The organism is uncultured Thalassospira sp. (genome assembly GCF_963976115.1).
GTDB lineage: Bacteria > Pseudomonadota > Alphaproteobacteria > Rhodospirillales > Thalassospiraceae > Thalassospira.
This window is the reverse complement of record NZ_CAXBJJ010000007.1, coordinates 86,058-103,857: the sequence shown is the minus strand read 5'-3', so window position 1 is coordinate 103,857 and position 17,800 is coordinate 86,058. Positions and strand designations below refer to the sequence as shown.

The window sequence follows — 17,800 nt, the reverse complement described above, 5'->3', positions numbered from 1 at the left end:
TCAGAAATCCACCTTCACGCTCAGCACCGCATTAAACGGCTCGCCAATCTGGTTCGAAAGGGTGTTCGACCCGATTGAGGATGTGTAATAAACCTTATCGAAAATGTTCTTAAGGTTAAGCTGAAACGTAACCGGGCGCGCCGCATCGACAGTATAGGCGGCAAACAGATCGGCTGTGGCATATCCTGGCAAATCATAGCTGTTATTATTATCTCCCGGGCGTTTACCAACCGCACGAATGCCCCCACCCGCGCGGAACTTGCTGGCACCGGGAACGGCATTTTCAAAATCATAAGCCAAAAACAGTGACCCGGTATGGCGCGCCACATTTGGCAACCGTTTGCCCTGATAATCCGGGTCTTCCATAATGCGGGTATCGGTAAAGCCATAACTGGCGATCAGATCAAGATGGTCGCTCAGCGCCCCGGCCAGATCAACCTCTAACCCGCGCGCCCGCACCAGTCCCGCCGCCTTGACCACGGTTTCCCCGCCAATCACCTCGGAATAGGCAACGTTTTGCTTTTCGCTGGTATAAACGGCGATATTTGATGTTAACCCGTCGGCGATTTGCAATTTGGTGCCAATTTCGTAAGACACCCCTTCTTCGGGCGCAATATTGCCAACATAACTGCCAATCGAAGATTGCGGGCGGAAAGTTTTGGCCGCATTGCCATAAAAAGAAACATCCGGCGTCAGCTTATAAACGATCCCGCCATTGGGAATAACCTCGTGGCCGTAACGTTCGGTATTGGTTTTAAACGGGCGGCCCTTGCCCGCCAGAATATCGTAATACTGGAACCGTAACCCGCCAACCAAAATCCACTGATCGCTCAGATGCAGCGAATCCTGCCCGTAAAATGAAACGGTCGACAGCTTTTCGGTCTGATCGCTATTGGGGGCCGATACCGTGCTACAGGCCGGCAAGGTGCCGTATACCGGATTATAAATGTTAAACCCGCCGGTATTGCCACAGCGGATCATATCGGTGCGCAAGGTATCACTGTTATCATAGGACGACCCAAACAAAATATCGTTCCGATACCCGCCAATGTCAGCCTTACCCGTCACATCGAGCCGGGCAGAATGCTGAATGATGGTGGAGCCTTGGGTGGCATCGGCGCGCCGCACCAGATTGCCCGTTGCCGGGTCATAGGACCGCAAACGCGCCTGATTGTCAGAATATGTGTTGCGGCTATAGCCATAATCAAAACCAATGTTCCAGCCATCACCAAGGTCATGGTCAACATCAAGCTGGACGGTATCGGTTTTCCCTTTGGTAATATTATAAGGTTCATCGAAACGAATTTCAGGATCAACCGCCACAGCATGGCCGGTATTGGGGTCAAACACCGTGCCCCGGTCAAAGGGCACGCTATATGTTTCATGAAAATACGACACAGTCACATCGGTATCGTCGCCCTGCCAGCGCAGCGACGGGGCGATCTGGTCGTGTTTTATGTCGCCAAAGTTCCGCCAGTAATCGGTTTTTTCATGCTCGCCCAACAAACGAAACGACAGCGGCGATCCCTCGGCGACCGGTCCGGTCACATCAAAGCCGGTGGTACCGCCGCCAAAGCTGGAAAGGCTGCCATAAACATTGCCCCCAAAGGTATCTTGCGGTTTTTTGGTGACCAGGTTGATCATGCCACCTGGATCAAGAATGCCATAAAGCGACGATGCCGGCCCCTTTAAAACTTCGACCCGGTCTGTGGTGATATTAAAGCTGCGCGGCAATGCCGATTTCAAACCGTTTGTCAAAATAGAGCCATCACGGTTGCTGCCAAAGCCACGGCGAATGATGGCATCCTGCGTGCCGCCCAGCGTATTGGTTTGTGAAATACCGCTGACATTGGCCAGGGCTTCATCTAGCGATCTGGCGCGCTGGTCTTCAATCACCTTCGAACTGACAACATTTACCGCCTGTGGCACGTCAATCAGCGGCGTTTCCATTCGGGTTGCCGTAGTTGTGGCAACAGGCTGATAGCCATTGACCTCGCGGGCGGTGTCTGTCATCTCGCGGTCGGCGGTAACGGTTACCGGGGCCAGTGTTACGCCATCATCCGACTCAACCGCAGCATCCTGTGCCGTTTGCGCGGTTTGCTGCTTTGGCATGGCATCATCTGCCTGCGCTGCCCGTCCGACAGTTAAGCCCCCAATCGATGCGGCAACCAGCGTTACCCGACATAACCGATGATATTTCTGTTTCATGCTCCGCCCTCACTTCGGGATATCCCGAAACCCCATATGCTGATAATGAGAGTGGTTATCATTGTCATTTTTGTAGTAGTCAAATTTCTATAATCGTCCAAAACTACCATCGGGCGTCATTCCCCTTGATCAGCAGGGTCCAGCGCCCCAAAAAATCGCACAAAAGTGCCAATTTCGATAAAAATGTCCCGCGAACAAAAAAACTTCATCGCTGTTTTCTTGACTACTACAAACGCAAATGTTTCTCATTCGCCTTGATCATCCTGCATATACAAAGAACCCAGATGCCCCAGATTGACCCAAACCCTGCCCAACACCCTTTGCTGACACAGAATTTATCTCTCAGCTTTGGGGAAAGTACGGTTTTACACGATATATCGCTGGCGATTCCCAAAAACTGTTTAACGGTTTTGCTGGGGCCAAACGGGTCGGGAAAATCGACATTGTTGGGCGCCTTGTCACGGTTAAACCGTCCGTCAGGCGGCATCGCCTATTTGAATGGCAAAGACATTGCCAGCCAAAACACCCGCGACATCGCCCGCAAGCTGGGTATTTTACCGCAAAGCCCGCTTTTGCCCGCCAATATGACGGTCTATGATCTGGTATCGCGGGGGCGGTTCCCACATCAGGGCTTGTTTTCGCACTGGACGGCGCGCGATGAAAACGCCGTTATCACCGCGCTTGAAATTACCGGTACGCTGGAATTTTCAAACCGTGCGGTCGATACCCTGTCGGGCGGGCAACGCCAGCGCTGCTTTATCGCCATGGCCCTGGCGCAAGAAACCGACATCATCTTGTTTGACGAACCGACAACCTATCTCGATTTGCGTTATCAGGTTGATGTGATGGACCTGATTGCACAATTGCGCACCCAACACGGGCGCACAATTGTTGCGGTTTTGCATGATTTAAACTTTGCCCTGCAATATGCCGATTACCTTGTTTTCCTGAAAAACGGGCGCATTCACCAAACCGCAACCTCGCCGCAGGATTGCACTGCCGAACTGATCACTGAAATATTTGAAACCCCGGTCACCAAACTGATCGAACCCGTTTCCGGCCTGCCGGTTTTTCTGCCCCTTCGCAAACAGGGCGGGTTTTAAAATGTCGGTTGACGCAACGTCTGCTGCCAAACCCGCGCCGGGTTTTCCGGCCTTATTGCTGGCACTGATTGCATTTGCAGGCATTTGCGCGGGGTTATATCTGATGCTCGGCCCCCGCACCCTGACATTCCAGACCATCCTTGGCACAATCACATCCTATGACAGCCTTAATTTCGATCATCGGGTACTGGCGGATATTCGCCTGCCCCGCTTGCTGGCTGCCATCATCGCCGGGGCCAATCTCGGCCTGTCTGGTTTGCTGTTACAAGGCCTGTTGCGCAACCCGTTGGCAGAACCCCATATTTTAGGCCTCAATGCCGGGGCCAGTCTGGCCGTTGTGCTAACCCTGGCCCTGCCGACGGCATCTTTGGCTGTTTTGGCACCGTTGCGCCCGTTTGCGGCGGCAGTGGGCGGCTTTGTCGTCTTTTCTATCACCGTGCTTTTTTCATCGGCCGGGCGCAGCGGCCTGACCTTGCTGAAGGTCACATTTTGCGGCATCGCCTTTTCCGCACTGGCATCATCGCTCGCCACCGCGATTTTGCTGCTGGATGAAGAAACACTGCAAAAAATTCGTATCTGGCTGGTCGGTGATCTGGCGGGGGTGACGATGCACATGCTCTATACCAGCCTTGCCCCATCGGCCCTGGCGCTGGGGCTGGCCCTGTTTATTGCCCCTCGCCTCAATGTTTTGGAACTGGGCGATCATGTTGCCACCGGCCTGGGCATTTCCATACGCCAAATCCGGTTTTTAACCATTTTGGCAGCGGCATTATGTGCAGGCACGGCCGTTTCCCTTGTCGGCCCCATCGGGTTTGTCGGGCTGATTGTACCCAATCTGGTGCGCTATCTTAATGGCAATAATTATCGCCAGGCCATCCCCCTTACCCTCCTTGCCGGTGCCATCTTGCTTATTCTGGCCGATCTTGCCGCCCGTATGGTGTTGCTGCCCCACGAAATTCCGACCGGCATTGCCACGGCACTGGTCGGGGTGCCGGTATTTATCATGATCGTGATAAGGACAAGCCGATGATCCGCCCGCATCACGGTATTGCCACTGGCCCTATCCGCATTCAATGGCGCAATTGGCTGGTTGTGTTTCGGGTGCGCCCTGTCTGCATCGCAACAATGCTGGTTTTAGCCCTGCTTGCCCTTGCCGCCACATCGCTGATGCTGGGCAGTTACCCCACCAGCGTTAAAGACATTTGGGCACTGTTTTCCCCAACCATCGAAAGCCCGGCCCATACCCGGGCGATTTTAATTCAGTTGCGCATCCCGCGTATTTTACTGGCAGCCCTGTGCGGCGCGATGCTGGGCCTTGCCGGGGCGGCAATGCAATCATTTACCCGCAACGGGCTGGCCGACCCCGGATTAATCGGTGTCCGCGAAGGCAGCATTTTTGCCGTTCTGGTCACAATCCTGTTTATGCCCGCTATCCCGTTATTTTTCCGCCCCATCATCGGCATGGCCGGTGGGTTGGCGGTTGCCGGGCTGGCGATTGTCATTGCCCGGTCGGTCGCGCATTTGCGGTTTGTTTTAGTGGGCATTGGCTTGTCATGGCTGCTGGCATCGGCCATCGCCATGCTGTTGGTCACACAAGACAGCCAAACCGCACAAACCGCCCTGGTCTGGATTGCGGGTAGCCTGTCATCCGCATCGTGGGATTTTTTCCCCGTCGCCGTATTTTTCACCTTCATTTCCGCGCTTGCCCTGTTTGCCACCGCACGATCCGCCGATATTGCCCTTTTGGGCGAGAAAGCGGCGATTGGCCTTGGCATCAACTTGAAACTTACCGCCATGGTTCAGCTTATTGCGGCGGCTGTGCTATCGGCCACCTGTGTGGCAACGGTGGGCGGCATTGGTTTTATCGGACTTATTGCGCCGCATTTGGCCCGGCTATCGACCGGGCAAAGCCGCCAGTTTTCCGTTCTGTTTAACAGTGCCATCTGGGGGGCGTTATTGTTGCTATGTGCCGATACCATTGGCCGGGAGGCCTTTTTGCCACTGCAACTGCCTGCCGGTGTGGTGCTGGCCCTGATCGGGGTGCCGGTTCTTTTGGGTTTGCTGTGGAAACAGCGTCATCAGCTTTAGGAAACATCTGTGTTCGCATTAAAAATACGCCCCGTTCTTACCTGCTGCCTGATGCTTTTCCCGCTGCTGGCAATCCTTCCCGGCGCACAGGCAAAACCCTTTATCGATGACCTGGGCCGCACGGTAGATGTACCCGCAACGCCCAAACGCATTATATCGCTTTATGATGTGGATATTACCGTCCCGTTGATCGAACTGGGCATTATCCCGATTGCCAGTCACGGCCGCATGGGCCTTAATGGCAAACCCTATTTGCGCACATCCAAATTGCTTACCGGGGTGGATTTTGATACCGACAATATCCGCTATATCGGCTCCACCGAGATTGATCTTGAAGCCATCGCCGCCCTAAAACCCGACCTGATCATTACCAGCCCGATCCGCACCACCCCGATTGAACCTTTGCAATATTTGGCCCCGACCGTATCGCTTGATGCAAGTATGCGCGGCACCCGTCACATTTATCGCAAACTGGCGCAACTGACCGGCACCCAAAACCGGCTGCGCGCCCTTGAAACACGCTATCAAGCGGGCATTGATGCATTGAAAAGCACACTTGAAACCGGATCAATCACGGTAAATGTCTTTCAGCCGTTAAACGGTAAAATCAGCGTCTATCACACCTATCGGTCTTTGGGCCGGGTGTTGCGCGATGCCGGTTTCAAATTCCCCGCCCTGACCGACAACATTCCCCAGGGCGAACGCATCGACGTGGGGGCCGAATATTTGCCCGACCTTGATGCCGATTTTATCTTTGATCCTTACCGGGCGGATCGCGGCGACGGGGCCGCGCAGGAACGCGCCGCAATGGAAAAGGTTTTTCCCGGTTTTTGCCAGTTCCTTAGGGCCTGCCAAAACGGACGTTACATTCTGGTATCGCGCGAAGTGGCGATTTCAAGCACCTACAGCGCACTGGCATTAATGACGTCTTTGGTACAATCGCATATCGCGTCACATCTGGCCTTTGCTGCGCCAAATTCGGCCAAGCCATAACCTGCCATAGCAAAACGCCCAAAGGATTGCATTTGCGTGAAAAAGCCGACACCCGAACTTGCAACAGACCGCATTGCCGAACGCATTACCCTGCGCGCCCAGCGGCTTTCGCCCAGTATGCGCGCCACAGCAGATTATATTCGCGATAATTTGCGTCATATCCTGGCCCTGTCAGCACTGGAAATTGCCCGCGAAACCGGCACCTCGGATGCAACGGTTATTCGCACCATTCAATCGCTGGGGTTTCAGGGGTTGCGCGACCTGAAAGACACGGTCGAACATTTGTTGCAATCCACCAGTTCGCCGACCGAAAAAATGGCGTCAACCACCGACGAAATTTCAAAAGATGCCGATGCCGCCATTGATTTCATAATTGCCGATCAAACCCATGCGATGCAGGAACTATCCAAACCCGAAAACCGCGCAGGGATGCAGCGCGCCATATCCTTGCTGGCACAGGCCCGCAGGATCGGGGTTTTTGGTATCGGGGCATCGGGCATTATTGCCACCTATGCCGCCCGCCTGTTTGCGCGCAGCGGCTTTCCATCCTATGAATTAAACCGCACCGGCATTTCCCTGGCCGAACAGCTTATTGCCATGGCAGCGGGCGATGCGCTTGTCATGATGGCACATGGGCGCATTCACCGCGAAGCCGCCGCCACCATCGCCGAGGCCGAACGGCTATCCATCCCGATTATCGTTATTGTGACCGATGGGCAAAGTGCGCTGTTAAAACATGCCGCCACCGCAATTATATTGCCACGCGCCAAAAGCGAACATGTGGCGATGCACGCGCCGTTACTGTGCTGCATTGAAACGCTAATGCTGGGGCTTGCGGGGGTTGATCGTCAAAAAACCCTGCAAACCCTGAACCGGCTGGTCGATATTCGCAGCAATATTCGCCCCAAACGATAAACCCGATAAACTCGATGAACACGGCAATCGCGGCGTCACTCCGCCCTATCGGCAACCGGATTCCCCCCGGTTTCTTCGGTTATAATCGCGCTAAAATCCGCACGATCGGCAATTTCAACCCGTGCTGTCCGGCCAAACTTGCCGGTTATGGCTAATAAAAAGGACTTTCGCGCAACCGACATCGCCATGCGTTTCACCGCGATCTTGCCGGGGTCAAAATCCATCACGCTGCCGCCCGGTTCAATCGCGGAACAACTGACAAGGGCGAAATCGGGCCGCAGGGCGCGCAGGGCCAAAACCGTTTCTTCCCCGGTGATCGAGCCATCCGGCCCGCTGAGCCGACCGGGCAAAATCCGTACATCATGCCGGGTCGGGTCAAAGGCCGCCGCCACATGCAAGCTGTTGGTCACAACATACAGGGCGGGCTTCAACGCCAGCATTTCGGCGGCCGCTTCCATCGTTGTGCCCACATCGATATAAACAAACGCCCCGTCCGGCACCAGGCTTGCCACATGTTCGGCAATGCTGCGTTTTTCGCTGCGGCCAATCATGCGTTTTTGCCCATGATCCATCCGGTCGACCAAAACACCGCCCTTGGCCCCGGCCCCGCCATGAAAACGTTCAATCAAACCGGCTTCATGCATCGCAATCACATCACGCCGAACCGTTTGCATCGACACCGAAAACATGTCGGCCAAGGCTTCAAGGGTGATAAATCCCTTGGCCTCGATCCGGGCCAAAACTTCCTGTTGCCGGTCTGACAGTGAAAACATCTTGAAAATCCCCTATGGACAACACCATGAAATGGAAGATACCTTACAAAACAACTTCCCTACAAGGATTAACATGACAATGACATTTCTTTGGTCCGATAAAACCGGCCACCTGTGGCAGGAAGAAAATATGTATTTTGATGCGTGGCAATGGCAATGGGTGCAGGGGCAGAACACCCCCGATGACCTCACCGCCATCAGCGCGCAAAATGCCGTGCGTGCCGTTACCGGCAGCGGCAAATGCCGGACCATCCCCGTTGCTGTCATTGGCCCGCGCGAAGCCGATGATGACGAAACCGCCACCGCCGAAAGCATTGGCAAGGCATTGGCAAATTTGGGGCTGGCAACAATTTGCGGTGGCAAAACCGGCGTGATGGAAGCCGCAGCACGCGGGGCCTACACGGCAGGCGGGTTAACAATTGGCCTGCTGCCCGACGAAGACTGGCACGCCGCCAACCCGTTTATTTCACTGCCGCTGGCCACCGGCATTGGCCGGGCGCGCAATGCCTTAATCGCGCAATCGGCACAGGCCTTAATTGCGGTGGGGGGCAAATACGGCACCCTGTCGGAAATTGCCTACGGGTTGCAATTTGGCAAGCCGGTTTTTGGGTTATGTACAACGCCCGATGTACCCGGCCTGCGCAAGGAAGGGTCGGTTGACGCGACAATCGAGGCTCTGGCAATCGCCCTTCTGGCCCCGTAACATATGTAACAATAATTACACTTAACTCGATAACTGTTAGCGATATATTACATGCAACAAGCATGACGCGACAGGAACCGAGAAATGATAGAGATCGACGCCGTTACGCGCCGTTTTGGCGAAAATACCGTTCTCGACGGCGTATCCCTTGTCGCCGAGGAAGGAAGTTTTCTGGCCCTGCTGGGGCCATCGGGCTGTGGTAAATCAACTTTGCTGCGCCTGATTGCCGGTCTTGATGATCCGGACGCCGGGTGCGTTCGGATCAAAGGCCGGGATATTGCGGGGTTAAGCGCCGTGGAGCGCAATGTCGCCATGGTGTTTCAATCCTACGCCCTTTACCCGCACTTGACGGTTGCCGAAAATATCGGCCTGCCGCTGGCCATGCGCGAACTCTCGCGCATTGACCGATCCCCCCTTGGCCGCCTTTTCCCCGCCAGCCGCGTGCGCCGCAGCGACACACAGGCCCGGGTTAAAAAGGTTGCGGCATCAGTTGGCATATCGGACTTGCTAAACCGCAAACCCGGTGCCCTGTCGGGCGGGCAAAAACAGCGCGTTGCGCTGGCCCGTGCGCTGGTGCGCGATCCGTCGGTCTTTTTGCTCGACGAGCCGTTATCCAACCTTGATGCCAAATTGCGCGTGCAAATGCGGGCCGAAATTGTGGCGTTAAACCGCGCAACTGGTCGCACATTTGTGCATGTCACCCACGATCAGGTTGAAGCCATGAGCATGGCCGACCGGGTTGCCGTGATGCTGGGCGGTCGGGTGGCACAATTTGGCACCCCACGCCAGCTTTATGAAACACCGGCCAGCCGCGATGTCGCGGCCTTTGTCGGCACCCATCCGATCACCTTTGTGCCAGGTCCGCAGTCGGGCGGCCTGCACCCAATATTTCACAATGTTGGCATTGCAGCCCCCGGCGGCCCGGTTATCACCGGCATTCGGCCCGAACATTTAACCCCGGCCCCGCACGGCCCCATTACCGGGCGGCTGCACACGATTGAATATCAGGGGGCAGAAATGTTGCTGAATGTGATTTGCGATGGCGGCATCACCCTGCGCGCCACCGCAACCGGCGACTGGCAGCCCCCGGCACCGGGATCGGAAATTCACCTCGCCTGCGCGCCCGCCCATCTGCATGTGTTTAACGCCGCCAGTGGCAAACGCCTTGAAACCACGCATACAGGGGCACCATCATGCGCCTGAGCCGCACGTCAAGATCGACCCTGACCGACATCTGGCTGGCAGGCCCGGCCACCCTGGCAATGATTGTGCTGATCTTTATTCCCGTGGTCATTGTCGCCCTGATGTCCTTTACCGATTACCAGTTTGGCGCGCGCAGCTTTAACTGGATTGGCGGGCAAAATTACATCGTCATGCTGACCGACCCGACCGCGCGCCGTGCCGTAACCAACACCCTTGTTTATGCGGCCATTGTTATTCCGGCATCCATCTTTTTGGGATTGATTGTGGCATTGGGGTTGCATCGCCTGGCGCAAAAATCACCGCGCTTTGCCAGCGGATTACGCGCCGCCTATTTCCTGCCGGTTGCCGCCACGATCGTTGCGATGGCGGTGGTGTGGCAAATGCTGCTGCATCCCAGTCTGGGGCTGGTCAACCAGTTGCTTGCCGCCGTGGGGCAACAAGGCCCGGCATGGTTGTCTGATCGCGGGCTGGTTCTTTATACGCTGACTGTGATCGGGATATGGCAATCGGTTGGCTATAACATGGTGTTGTTTCTGGCTGGCTTGGCCGCCATCCCCGAAGACCTTTATGACGCCGCCCAACTGGATGGCGCAGGCAGCGGCTGGAACCGGTTTTGGACCGTGACATGGCCGATGCTGGGCCCGACCACCCTGTTTGTGACAGTCATTACTGCAACGGGCGCCTTTCGGGTGTTTGAAACCGTCGCCACCCTGACCAAGGGCGGCCCGGCCTTTGCGTCTGACGTGCTGGTTTATGCGATGTACCGCGAAGGATTTGTTTACTTCAAAGCGGGCTATTCCAGCGCCCTGACCATCGTTTTCTTTCTTCTGGTCCTGCTTGTCACGGCCTTGAAATTTGGCATCCTCGAAAAAAAGGTCCATTACCGATGATCGGCCGCATTTTCCTCATCACCGCCCTGGTGCTGGGCGCGTTTCTTATGCTTGTGCCCTTCTTCTGGATGCTGTCCTTATCGTTTAAGGACAGTGCTGAAATTTTCAGCCCGGTACTCAATTTTTTCCCCGCCCACCTGTCGCTGGATAATTACATCACCGCCTTCACCAAGGTGGATCTTGGGCGCTTTTTGTTTAACGGGGTGGTTGTCTGCGCCGGTATTCTGGTTTTCCAGCTACTGTTTTCAGTCCCCTGCGCCTATGCCCTGACCCAGCGCCGGTTTCGCGGCCGTCAGGTTATTTTTGGTCTGGTTCTGGCAGGGCTTTTGGTGCCGTTTCATGTCACCGCCATTCCGTTGTTTCTGGCCCTGGCGAAACTGAACCTGCTCGATACCTACACCGCCCTGATTGTGCCTTTTGTCACCTCGATGTTTGGCATTTTCCTGTTTCGTCAGGCCTTTGCCGCGCTGTCACCCGACCTGTTTGATGCGGCCCGGCTTGATGGCCTGTCAGAAACCGCCATCGTCTGGCGCATCGCCTTGCCACTTGTTCTGCCCGCAGCCACGGCCTTTGGCATCTTTTCGGTTGTCGCCCACTGGAACGATTTGTTCTGGAACCTGATTGTCACCTCCGACCCGCAGCTTGCCACCCCGCCCCGCGGCATTCTGTATTTCCGCGACCGTGAATCAGGCTCCGATATTGGCCCGCTGATGGCGGCCACCGTTATCGTCATCGCCCCCATGATCGTTGGTTTTTTAATGGCACAACGCCGCTTCATTCAGGGGCTGGCAACGGGCGGCCTTAAGGGATAGCGCCTCACAAAACATGCCTGCCGACAAGTTCTCTGGACTTTTTCTTTTCCCTTTTCACTCCGCTTTGCATCCGACCTTAATCCAGGAGAAGACCCGTGAAGAAAACCCTGCTTGCCGCCGCCCTCGGCCTTTGCGCCCTTGCGCCCGGCTTCGCCTCTGCTTCCGCCCCGGAAACCACCATTCGCCTGCATTACAGTATCCCCACCATTTGGGCCAACCCCCAGGAACAACTGGCAAACGCCTTCATGGCCGCCAATCCCGATGTTAAAGTCGTGCTTGATGGTCCGGCTGACAGCTATGAAGATGGCACCCAGCGCCTGTTGCGTGAATCGGTCGCAGGCAAGCTGCCCGATATCGCCTATGTCGGCCTTAATCTGTGGCGCGTTCTTCAGGCACGCGGCCTTGCCCAGCCGCTTGATCCCTTTATTGGCGACATGAAAGCGTTTGATGAAAAGGGTTACGGCCCTGCCGTTCGTTTGGGGCAATACAAAGACCAGACCTGGGCGCTGGGTGTTTCGGCCTCAACGCTGGTGATGTATGTAAACCCCGATCTGGTCAAACAGGCGGGCGGGTCGATGGCAACCTTCCCGACCGATTTTGACGGGATCATCAAACTGGCAGCGAAAATCAACGCTCTGTCGCCAACCACCGATGGTATCTGGATTGAACCGCATGACTGGCGTTTTCAATCCTTGTTGGGTGCCTATGGCGGGCGCCCGATGAATGCAGATGAAACCGACATCACCTTTGACAGCCCGGCTGGCATTGCGGCGGCAACCCTTTATCAGCGTTTCGCCAAAGAAGGCGGCATGAAAACCTATGGCAGCAATGACGCCCGCCAGGCTTTTCCGGCCGGCAAGCTTGGCATCATGCTGGAAAGTTCGTCGCTTCTGAACCGTTTCGTGCAGGGTGCAGGCGACAAGTTTAATGTTACCGTTCGTCCCTTGCCTGTCATGGCACCGGCCAACACGGTCTATTTCCCCACCGGTGGTTCAGGCATGGTGATGCTGGCAACCGACCCCGCCCAACAAAAGGCCGTCTGGCGCTATATGCAGTTTGTGACCAGCCCGGCAGGCGAAAAAATCATTGTTGAAAATACCGGCTATGCCCCGACCAATTCCATTCTGGTCAAGGATGACAGCTATCTTGCCAGCTATTATGCCGCCAACCCGCAGGCCCGCCCGGCCCACCAGCAAATCGCCAAATTTGCCGGTCCCTGGTACGCCTATCCGGGTGACGAAGGCGTTGCCGTAAACGATTTGATCGCGGCGGCTCTGGTCAATGTTACGGACGGTGCCAACCCGGCAGAAACGATTAAATCCCTCGCCGCAACGGTCCGTACCCGCCTTGGCATGAAATAATCGATCTTTCAAAAAAATTACACAGCAACCCCGGCGGGTTCCTTCGCCGGGGTTCTTTTTTGCCCACTACATGGCACATCATAACACGGCTAAATCAGCCAACACGGGCTTGCCGCGCGCCCCGGCAAAATTATCCGTTCTGCCGCCCAATGCCGTATTTTTCCATTTTGCGATACAGGGTATTGCGGCTGATCCCCAGCATTTTTGCGGTTTTGCTGACATGCCAGCACTGATCGTTCAGGGCTTTGCCAAGGGCATCGCGCTCGGCCTGCCACAGGGGATTATGGCCGTTCGTCTGCGCCGGTACGGTTGCCTCGGCATTTTTGATCAATCCGTTTAAATCATCGGGCAGATGCGACACCTTGATGATACCATTTTCGGCAAAAACACAGGCATATTGCAACACATTAACCAGTTCGCGCACATTGCCCGGCCAGTTATGGCGGTGCAACACATCCATCACCCCGTCATCACAGCGCACCGGCCCGTTCTTGGCAAATCCGGCCAGCAACCGCGCCACCAGATCGGCCATATCCGCCCGTTCGCGCAGGGGCGGCAATGCCAGGCGCGCCCCCTTAATGCGATACAAAAGGTCTTCGCGGAATTTGCCGTTGGCAACCGCATGTGCCAGATCAACATTGGACGCACAAATCAGCCGGAAATTAACCGGCACCGATTTGGTACTGCCCAGGGGTTCGACACAGCGTTGTTCCAGCACCCGTAACAACCGCCCCTGAATGCCCACCGGCATATCGCCAATTTCGTCCAAAAACAGCGTCCCGCCATCGGCCTGTTTGATCCGTCCGCCAAACCCGTCGCGCGCCGCCCCGGTAAAAGCCCCGCTGGCATGACCAAACAATTCACTTTCAATCAGGCTTTCGGGCAGGGCCGCACAATTAATCGCAACAAACGGCTTGCCTGCCCCCATGGCGCTGTTGTGAATGGCACGCGCCAGATGTTCCTTGCCGCTGCCGGTTTCACCCGACATCAACAGGTGAATATCATTGGCCAGCAATTTGCTGCCCACCTGAAACAGTCGGCGAAGGACCCCATCCTGATCGGGAATATCATGGCCATCATTGGCCGGACGCTGCACGGGCTGTGGTTTTGCTGTATAAAACCGGCGACGCTGTTTTTCGGGCAGGGTTAACTGGCCAAACATCACCCCGCCGCCGCCAATCGGCACGGCCTGGGTGCCGGTATTACCGGAGGCAACCGGGTTTGCGGCCAACATCCGCGCCATTAAACTGTCCATATCAGCACCCAACAGGGACTGAATATTTTGCGCCCCGCCCGACGCCGAAAGCAACCTGCGCGCAAGCGCCGTGCTGCCGGTAATCGCCCCGTCGGGGCGCACCGCAATCAGGGCGTCACGCGCGGTGCCAACATGTTCGGCATCGGGGTGCAAATGCACGATGATATCGTTGGCGCATTCATCGAAAAACAAAATACGTTCCAGCGCATCGGCATAATCGGCCACCAGGCTGCGCACCCGCAGGCAATCTTCGCGGCGAATGTCGTTACGCACAGCGGAAATATCAAGCACCGAACACACTTTGCCATCCGGGTCAAACACCGGTGCGGCGGTACAGGTCAGCCCGGCATGCTGGGTTAAAAAATGTTCGTCCTTGTGAATGGTAATGGGCCGTCCTTCGACCAGGCAGGTGCCAATACCATTGGTTCCTTCGCGTTCCTCGCTCCAGATCGCACCGGGCAAAAGGCCGTTGGTGCGAAAAGATGGCAACATGGAATGGGCGGCAACACTGTCAAGAATAACGCCGTCACGGTCGGTTAGAAAAACCGCATATCCCGCCGTATCAATCTTGCGATACAGGGTGCGCACCATTTCATGGGCATGGTGAAACAACCGGCCACTGCGATCCCGGCGCTGGCGGGTCTGACTTTCAGATATAATTTCGGGGCGTCGGGCTGTTTCGTGAACAAGACCGAACTGGTCGTGGCATCGCTGCCACGATTCAAGGACGGCACGGTTCTGGGCAACACCGCTCAGTTGCAAGGCAGCCTCGATCCGTCCACCGACATGGCTTCCAGACATCAGACGTTCCTTTTTCTTGTGCCGGTTGTTTTCATGGCCTGTTTTTTTGGCCTGCGCTGTGTAGGAACAGCAACCCGGTCACCGCCAAATCCTAACAAAGCCCGCAACAAGCACCAACCTGTTTCGTCATCCTGCGACCAAAGCATAAAAGATGTGTCAAAAACGAGACACTTTGTTCCATCTGTCACGGCCTTCCCGCCAGAACACGACACAGTGCATCCCCACGGCAAGTCTTGGCAACCGTTTGAAATTTTTATGATTTTACCTGTTCTGCATCATCAGCCACAACTTGGCACAGACTTTGCCAGTCTGAGATGGAGAAATTAAAAAAGTGGCAAAACGCCATTCATCACGGAGGATAAGTTCAAATGATCTATAAAAACCCTGGCGATTCCGACAGCCTTGTTTCTTTCAAATCACGTTATGAAAACTTTATCGGTGGCGAATGGGTCGCCCCGGCAAACGGTCGCTATTTTGAAAATGTTACGCCGGTGAATGGCAAAGTTTTCTGCGAGGTCGCGCGCTCCAGCGAAGAAGACGTCAACAAGGCGATTGATGCCGCCCATGCCGTTGCCGAAAAATGGGGCAAAACGTCGGTTACCGACCGCGCCAATATCCTCAATAAAATTGCCGACCGCATGGAACAGAACCTGGAAATGCTGGCGGTTGCCGAAACCTGGGATAACGGCAAGGCCGTGCGCGAAACCCTGGCTGCCGATATTCCGCTGGCAATTGACCATTTCCGTTATTTTGCCGGTGCCATCCGCGCACAGGAAGGGTCGCTTGGCGAAATTGACGACAACACCGTTGCCTATCATTTCCATGAACCGCTGGGCGTTGTTGGCCAGATCATTCCCTGGAACTTTCCGATCCTGATGGCGGTCTGGAAACTGGCCCCGGCATTGGCCGCTGGCAACTGCGTTGTTTTGAAACCGGCCGAACAAACCCCGGCCTCGATCTGCGTTCTGGCCGAGCTGATTGGTGATTTGTTGCCCGCCGGTGTATTGAACATTGTGCAGGGCTTTGGCGTGGAAGCAGGCAAGCCGCTGGCGCAAAGCAACCGCATTGCCAAAATTGCCTTTACCGGCGAAACCACCACTGGCCGCCTGATCATGCAATATGCCAGTGAAAACATCATTCCGGTTACCCTGGAACTTGGTGGAAAATCGCCCAACATTTTCTTTGCCGACGTCATGGCACAGGATGACGATTTCCGCCAGAAAGCCGCCGAAGGCCTGACCATGTTTGCGCTTAACCAGGGCGAAGTTTGCACCTGCCCGTCGCGGGCTCTGGTCGAAGAAAGCATCTATGACAAATTCATGGATAACGTTCTCTCGCGTGTTGCCAAAATCAAACAGGGCAACCCGCTTGATACCGACACCATGATCGGCGCACAGGCATCGACCGAACAGATGGAAAAAATCCTGTCCTATCTTGATATTGGCAAACAGGAAAAAGCCGAAGTTCTGTGTGGCGGCAACAAGGCCGAACTTGAAGGCGATCTGGCGGGTGGTTTTTACATCCAGCCAACCATCTTCAAGGGCAACAACAAAATGCGCATCTTCCAGGAAGAAATCTTTGGCCCGGTGGTTTCTGTCACCACCTTTAAAGACGAAGCCGAAGCCATGCATCTTGCCAATGACACCCTGTATGGCCTGGGGGCCGGGGTATGGACACGCGATGCCAACCGCGCTTACCGCTTTGGCCGCGGCATCAAGGCGGGCCGCGTCTGGACCAACTGCTATCACCTCTATCCGGCCCATGCTGCCTTTGGCGGTTACAAACAATCGGGTATCGGTCGTGAAAACCACAAGATGATGCTGAACCATTATCAGCAAACCAAAAACCTGCTGGTCAGCTACGATCCGAAACCGATGGGCTTCTTCTAAGGTCTCCCTGAGCGTTGCCGGGCTATCTCCCTCCCGGGTGGCCCGGCAACATTCCCGCAACAGGAGCCAAAAATGACAATGGATAGCGCAGCCGATACAAACCCGTCTGCCACCACAATCACAAACGACGTTCCGCCCCGCGTCATCGCAACCGATGCCGCCACCGCCCTGATCCGGACCCTAAAGGACATTCACGGCCCGGTCATGTTTCATCAATCAGGCGGATGTTGTGATGGCAGTGCGCCCATGTGTTTTGCCCTGGGCGATTTCAAAACCGGCGCCCAGGATATTTTACTAGGTGAAATAGAAGGAAGCCCCTTTTACATAGGGCGTGCACAATTTGAATATTGGCGCCACACCCAATTGATCATTGATGTTGTGGACGGGCGCGGCGGCATGTTCTCGCTTGAAGGCCCCGAAGGAAAACGCTTTTTAACCCGGTCACGCGTGTTTAACGACGATGAATGGGCAAGGTTAAAGGACGTCGAGCAAACGAAAGCCTGAAAATCTGGCTGAATAACGGCAAGAACGAAACTGAATTGAACGGAACACAGCAAGATAAAACGGAACCGGTCTTTACCCCGATCCGGTTGATGTGGCGCAGACTCCTTGCCTCCCGTCCCACGCGGGTCGTCCACCCCGCCTGGATGGTCCTGGTTGCGCCAACGTTTTATCTTGCAAACTTGTCCGCCGCCCTTAACGGGATGGCGGACTTTTTTTGCCTGGCACCAACTTTGGCGCATATCTTCAACAAATTTTTAATTGTTGTTGAATGACTTGATTATCTAACGCTGCATCTAAATACC

The 17,800-nt window shown here is 55.4% G+C and carries 16 protein-coding genes; 13 read left to right on the top strand and 3 right to left on the bottom strand.

Annotated elements, in window-relative coordinates:
- A complete protein-coding gene (locus AAC086_RS10600) occupies nucleotides 1–2,208 on the bottom strand; it encodes a TonB-dependent siderophore receptor (protein WP_339778569.1) in 2,208 nt (735 codons plus the stop codon).
- A 284-nt stretch (nucleotides 2,209–2,492) separates the two neighbouring features.
- Here AAC086_RS10600 and AAC086_RS10595 point away from each other — a divergent pair, with 284 nt between their 5' ends.
- The 5 genes from AAC086_RS10595 to AAC086_RS10575 are packed head-to-tail and all read left to right on the top strand — an operon-like array spanning nucleotide 2,493 to nucleotide 7,307.
- A complete protein-coding gene (locus tag AAC086_RS10595; protein ID WP_339778567.1) occupies nucleotides 2,493–3,311 on the top strand; it encodes an ABC transporter ATP-binding protein in 819 nt (272 codons plus the stop codon).
- Nucleotide 3,312: 1 nt separating this feature from the next.
- Nucleotides 3,313–4,341, top strand: a complete 1,029-nt coding sequence (locus tag AAC086_RS10590; RefSeq protein WP_339778565.1) for an iron ABC transporter permease — start codon at nucleotides 3,313–3,315, stop codon at nucleotides 4,339–4,341.
- Nucleotides 4,338–5,399 carry an iron ABC transporter permease gene (locus tag AAC086_RS10585; protein ID WP_339778563.1) on the top strand — a complete coding sequence of 354 codons (1,062 nt, stop codon included), beginning with the start codon at nucleotides 4,338–4,340 and terminating at the stop codon, nucleotides 5,397–5,399. The genes AAC086_RS10590 and AAC086_RS10585 overlap by 4 nt, the downstream gene beginning before the upstream one ends.
- A gap of 9 nt (nucleotides 5,400–5,408) precedes the next feature.
- Nucleotides 5,409–6,392 (top strand): ABC transporter substrate-binding protein, encoded by a 984-nt coding sequence (locus AAC086_RS10580; protein WP_339778561.1) that lies wholly within the window; start codon nucleotides 5,409–5,411, stop codon nucleotides 6,390–6,392.
- 36 nt (nucleotides 6,393–6,428) lie between these two features.
- Nucleotides 6,429–7,307, top strand: coding sequence for a MurR/RpiR family transcriptional regulator (locus AAC086_RS10575; protein WP_339778560.1), 879 nt, complete (start codon nucleotides 6,429–6,431; stop codon nucleotides 7,305–7,307).
- A gap of 35 nt (nucleotides 7,308–7,342) precedes the next feature.
- Here the strand turns inward: AAC086_RS10575 and AAC086_RS10570 are convergent, their stop codons facing one another.
- On the bottom strand, nucleotides 7,343–8,080 hold the full coding sequence (locus AAC086_RS10570; RefSeq protein WP_339778559.1) for a DeoR/GlpR family DNA-binding transcription regulator: 738 nt from the start codon (nucleotides 8,078–8,080) through the stop codon (nucleotides 7,343–7,345).
- A 79-nt stretch (nucleotides 8,081–8,159) separates the two neighbouring features.
- Here AAC086_RS10570 and AAC086_RS10565 point away from each other — a divergent pair, with 79 nt between their 5' ends.
- From AAC086_RS10565 to AAC086_RS10545, 5 genes are all read left to right on the top strand, one after another.
- Entirely contained in the window at nucleotides 8,160–8,783 is a 624-nt protein-coding gene (locus tag AAC086_RS10565) for a TIGR00725 family protein (protein WP_339778557.1), read from the top strand.
- Nucleotides 8,784–8,867: 84 nt separating this feature from the next.
- Complete coding sequence (locus AAC086_RS10560) at nucleotides 8,868–9,986, top strand: ABC transporter ATP-binding protein (RefSeq protein ID WP_339778555.1); 1,119 nt, start codon at nucleotides 8,868–8,870, stop codon at nucleotides 9,984–9,986.
- Nucleotides 9,977–10,876 carry a sugar ABC transporter permease gene (locus tag AAC086_RS10555; RefSeq protein ID WP_339778553.1) on the top strand — a complete coding sequence of 300 codons (900 nt, stop codon included), beginning with the start codon at nucleotides 9,977–9,979 and terminating at the stop codon, nucleotides 10,874–10,876. The genes AAC086_RS10560 and AAC086_RS10555 overlap by 10 nt, the downstream gene beginning before the upstream one ends.
- Nucleotides 10,873–11,688: a carbohydrate ABC transporter permease gene (locus tag AAC086_RS10550; RefSeq protein WP_339778551.1), complete on the top strand. Its 816-nt coding sequence runs from the start codon at nucleotides 10,873–10,875 to the stop codon at nucleotides 11,686–11,688. The genes AAC086_RS10555 and AAC086_RS10550 overlap by 4 nt, the downstream gene beginning before the upstream one ends.
- 95 nt (nucleotides 11,689–11,783) lie before the next feature.
- Nucleotides 11,784–13,049 carry an extracellular solute-binding protein gene (locus AAC086_RS10545; protein WP_339778549.1) on the top strand — a complete coding sequence of 422 codons (1,266 nt, stop codon included), beginning with the start codon at nucleotides 11,784–11,786 and terminating at the stop codon, nucleotides 13,047–13,049.
- A gap of 130 nt (nucleotides 13,050–13,179) precedes the next feature.
- Here the strand turns inward: AAC086_RS10545 and AAC086_RS10540 are convergent, their stop codons facing one another.
- Nucleotides 13,180–15,105, bottom strand: a complete 1,926-nt coding sequence (locus tag AAC086_RS10540) for a sigma-54-dependent Fis family transcriptional regulator (protein WP_339778548.1) — start codon at nucleotides 15,103–15,105, stop codon at nucleotides 13,180–13,182.
- A gap of 368 nt (nucleotides 15,106–15,473) precedes the next feature.
- Here AAC086_RS10540 and adh point away from each other — a divergent pair, with 368 nt between their 5' ends.
- From adh to AAC086_RS10525, 3 genes are all read left to right on the top strand, one after another.
- Nucleotides 15,474–16,994: an aldehyde dehydrogenase gene (gene adh, locus AAC086_RS10535; protein ID WP_339778547.1), complete on the top strand. Its 1,521-nt coding sequence runs from the start codon at nucleotides 15,474–15,476 to the stop codon at nucleotides 16,992–16,994.
- Nucleotides 16,995–17,072: 78 nt separating this feature from the next.
- Entirely contained in the window at nucleotides 17,073–17,498 is a 426-nt protein-coding gene (locus tag AAC086_RS10530; protein WP_339778820.1) for a DUF779 domain-containing protein, read from the top strand.
- Nucleotides 17,459–17,770 carry a hypothetical protein gene (locus AAC086_RS10525; RefSeq protein ID WP_339778546.1) on the top strand — a complete coding sequence of 104 codons (312 nt, stop codon included), beginning with the start codon at nucleotides 17,459–17,461 and terminating at the stop codon, nucleotides 17,768–17,770. Before AAC086_RS10530 ends, AAC086_RS10525 begins: the two co-directional genes overlap by 40 nt.
- The last annotated feature ends 30 nt before the right edge of the window (nucleotides 17,771–17,800 follow it).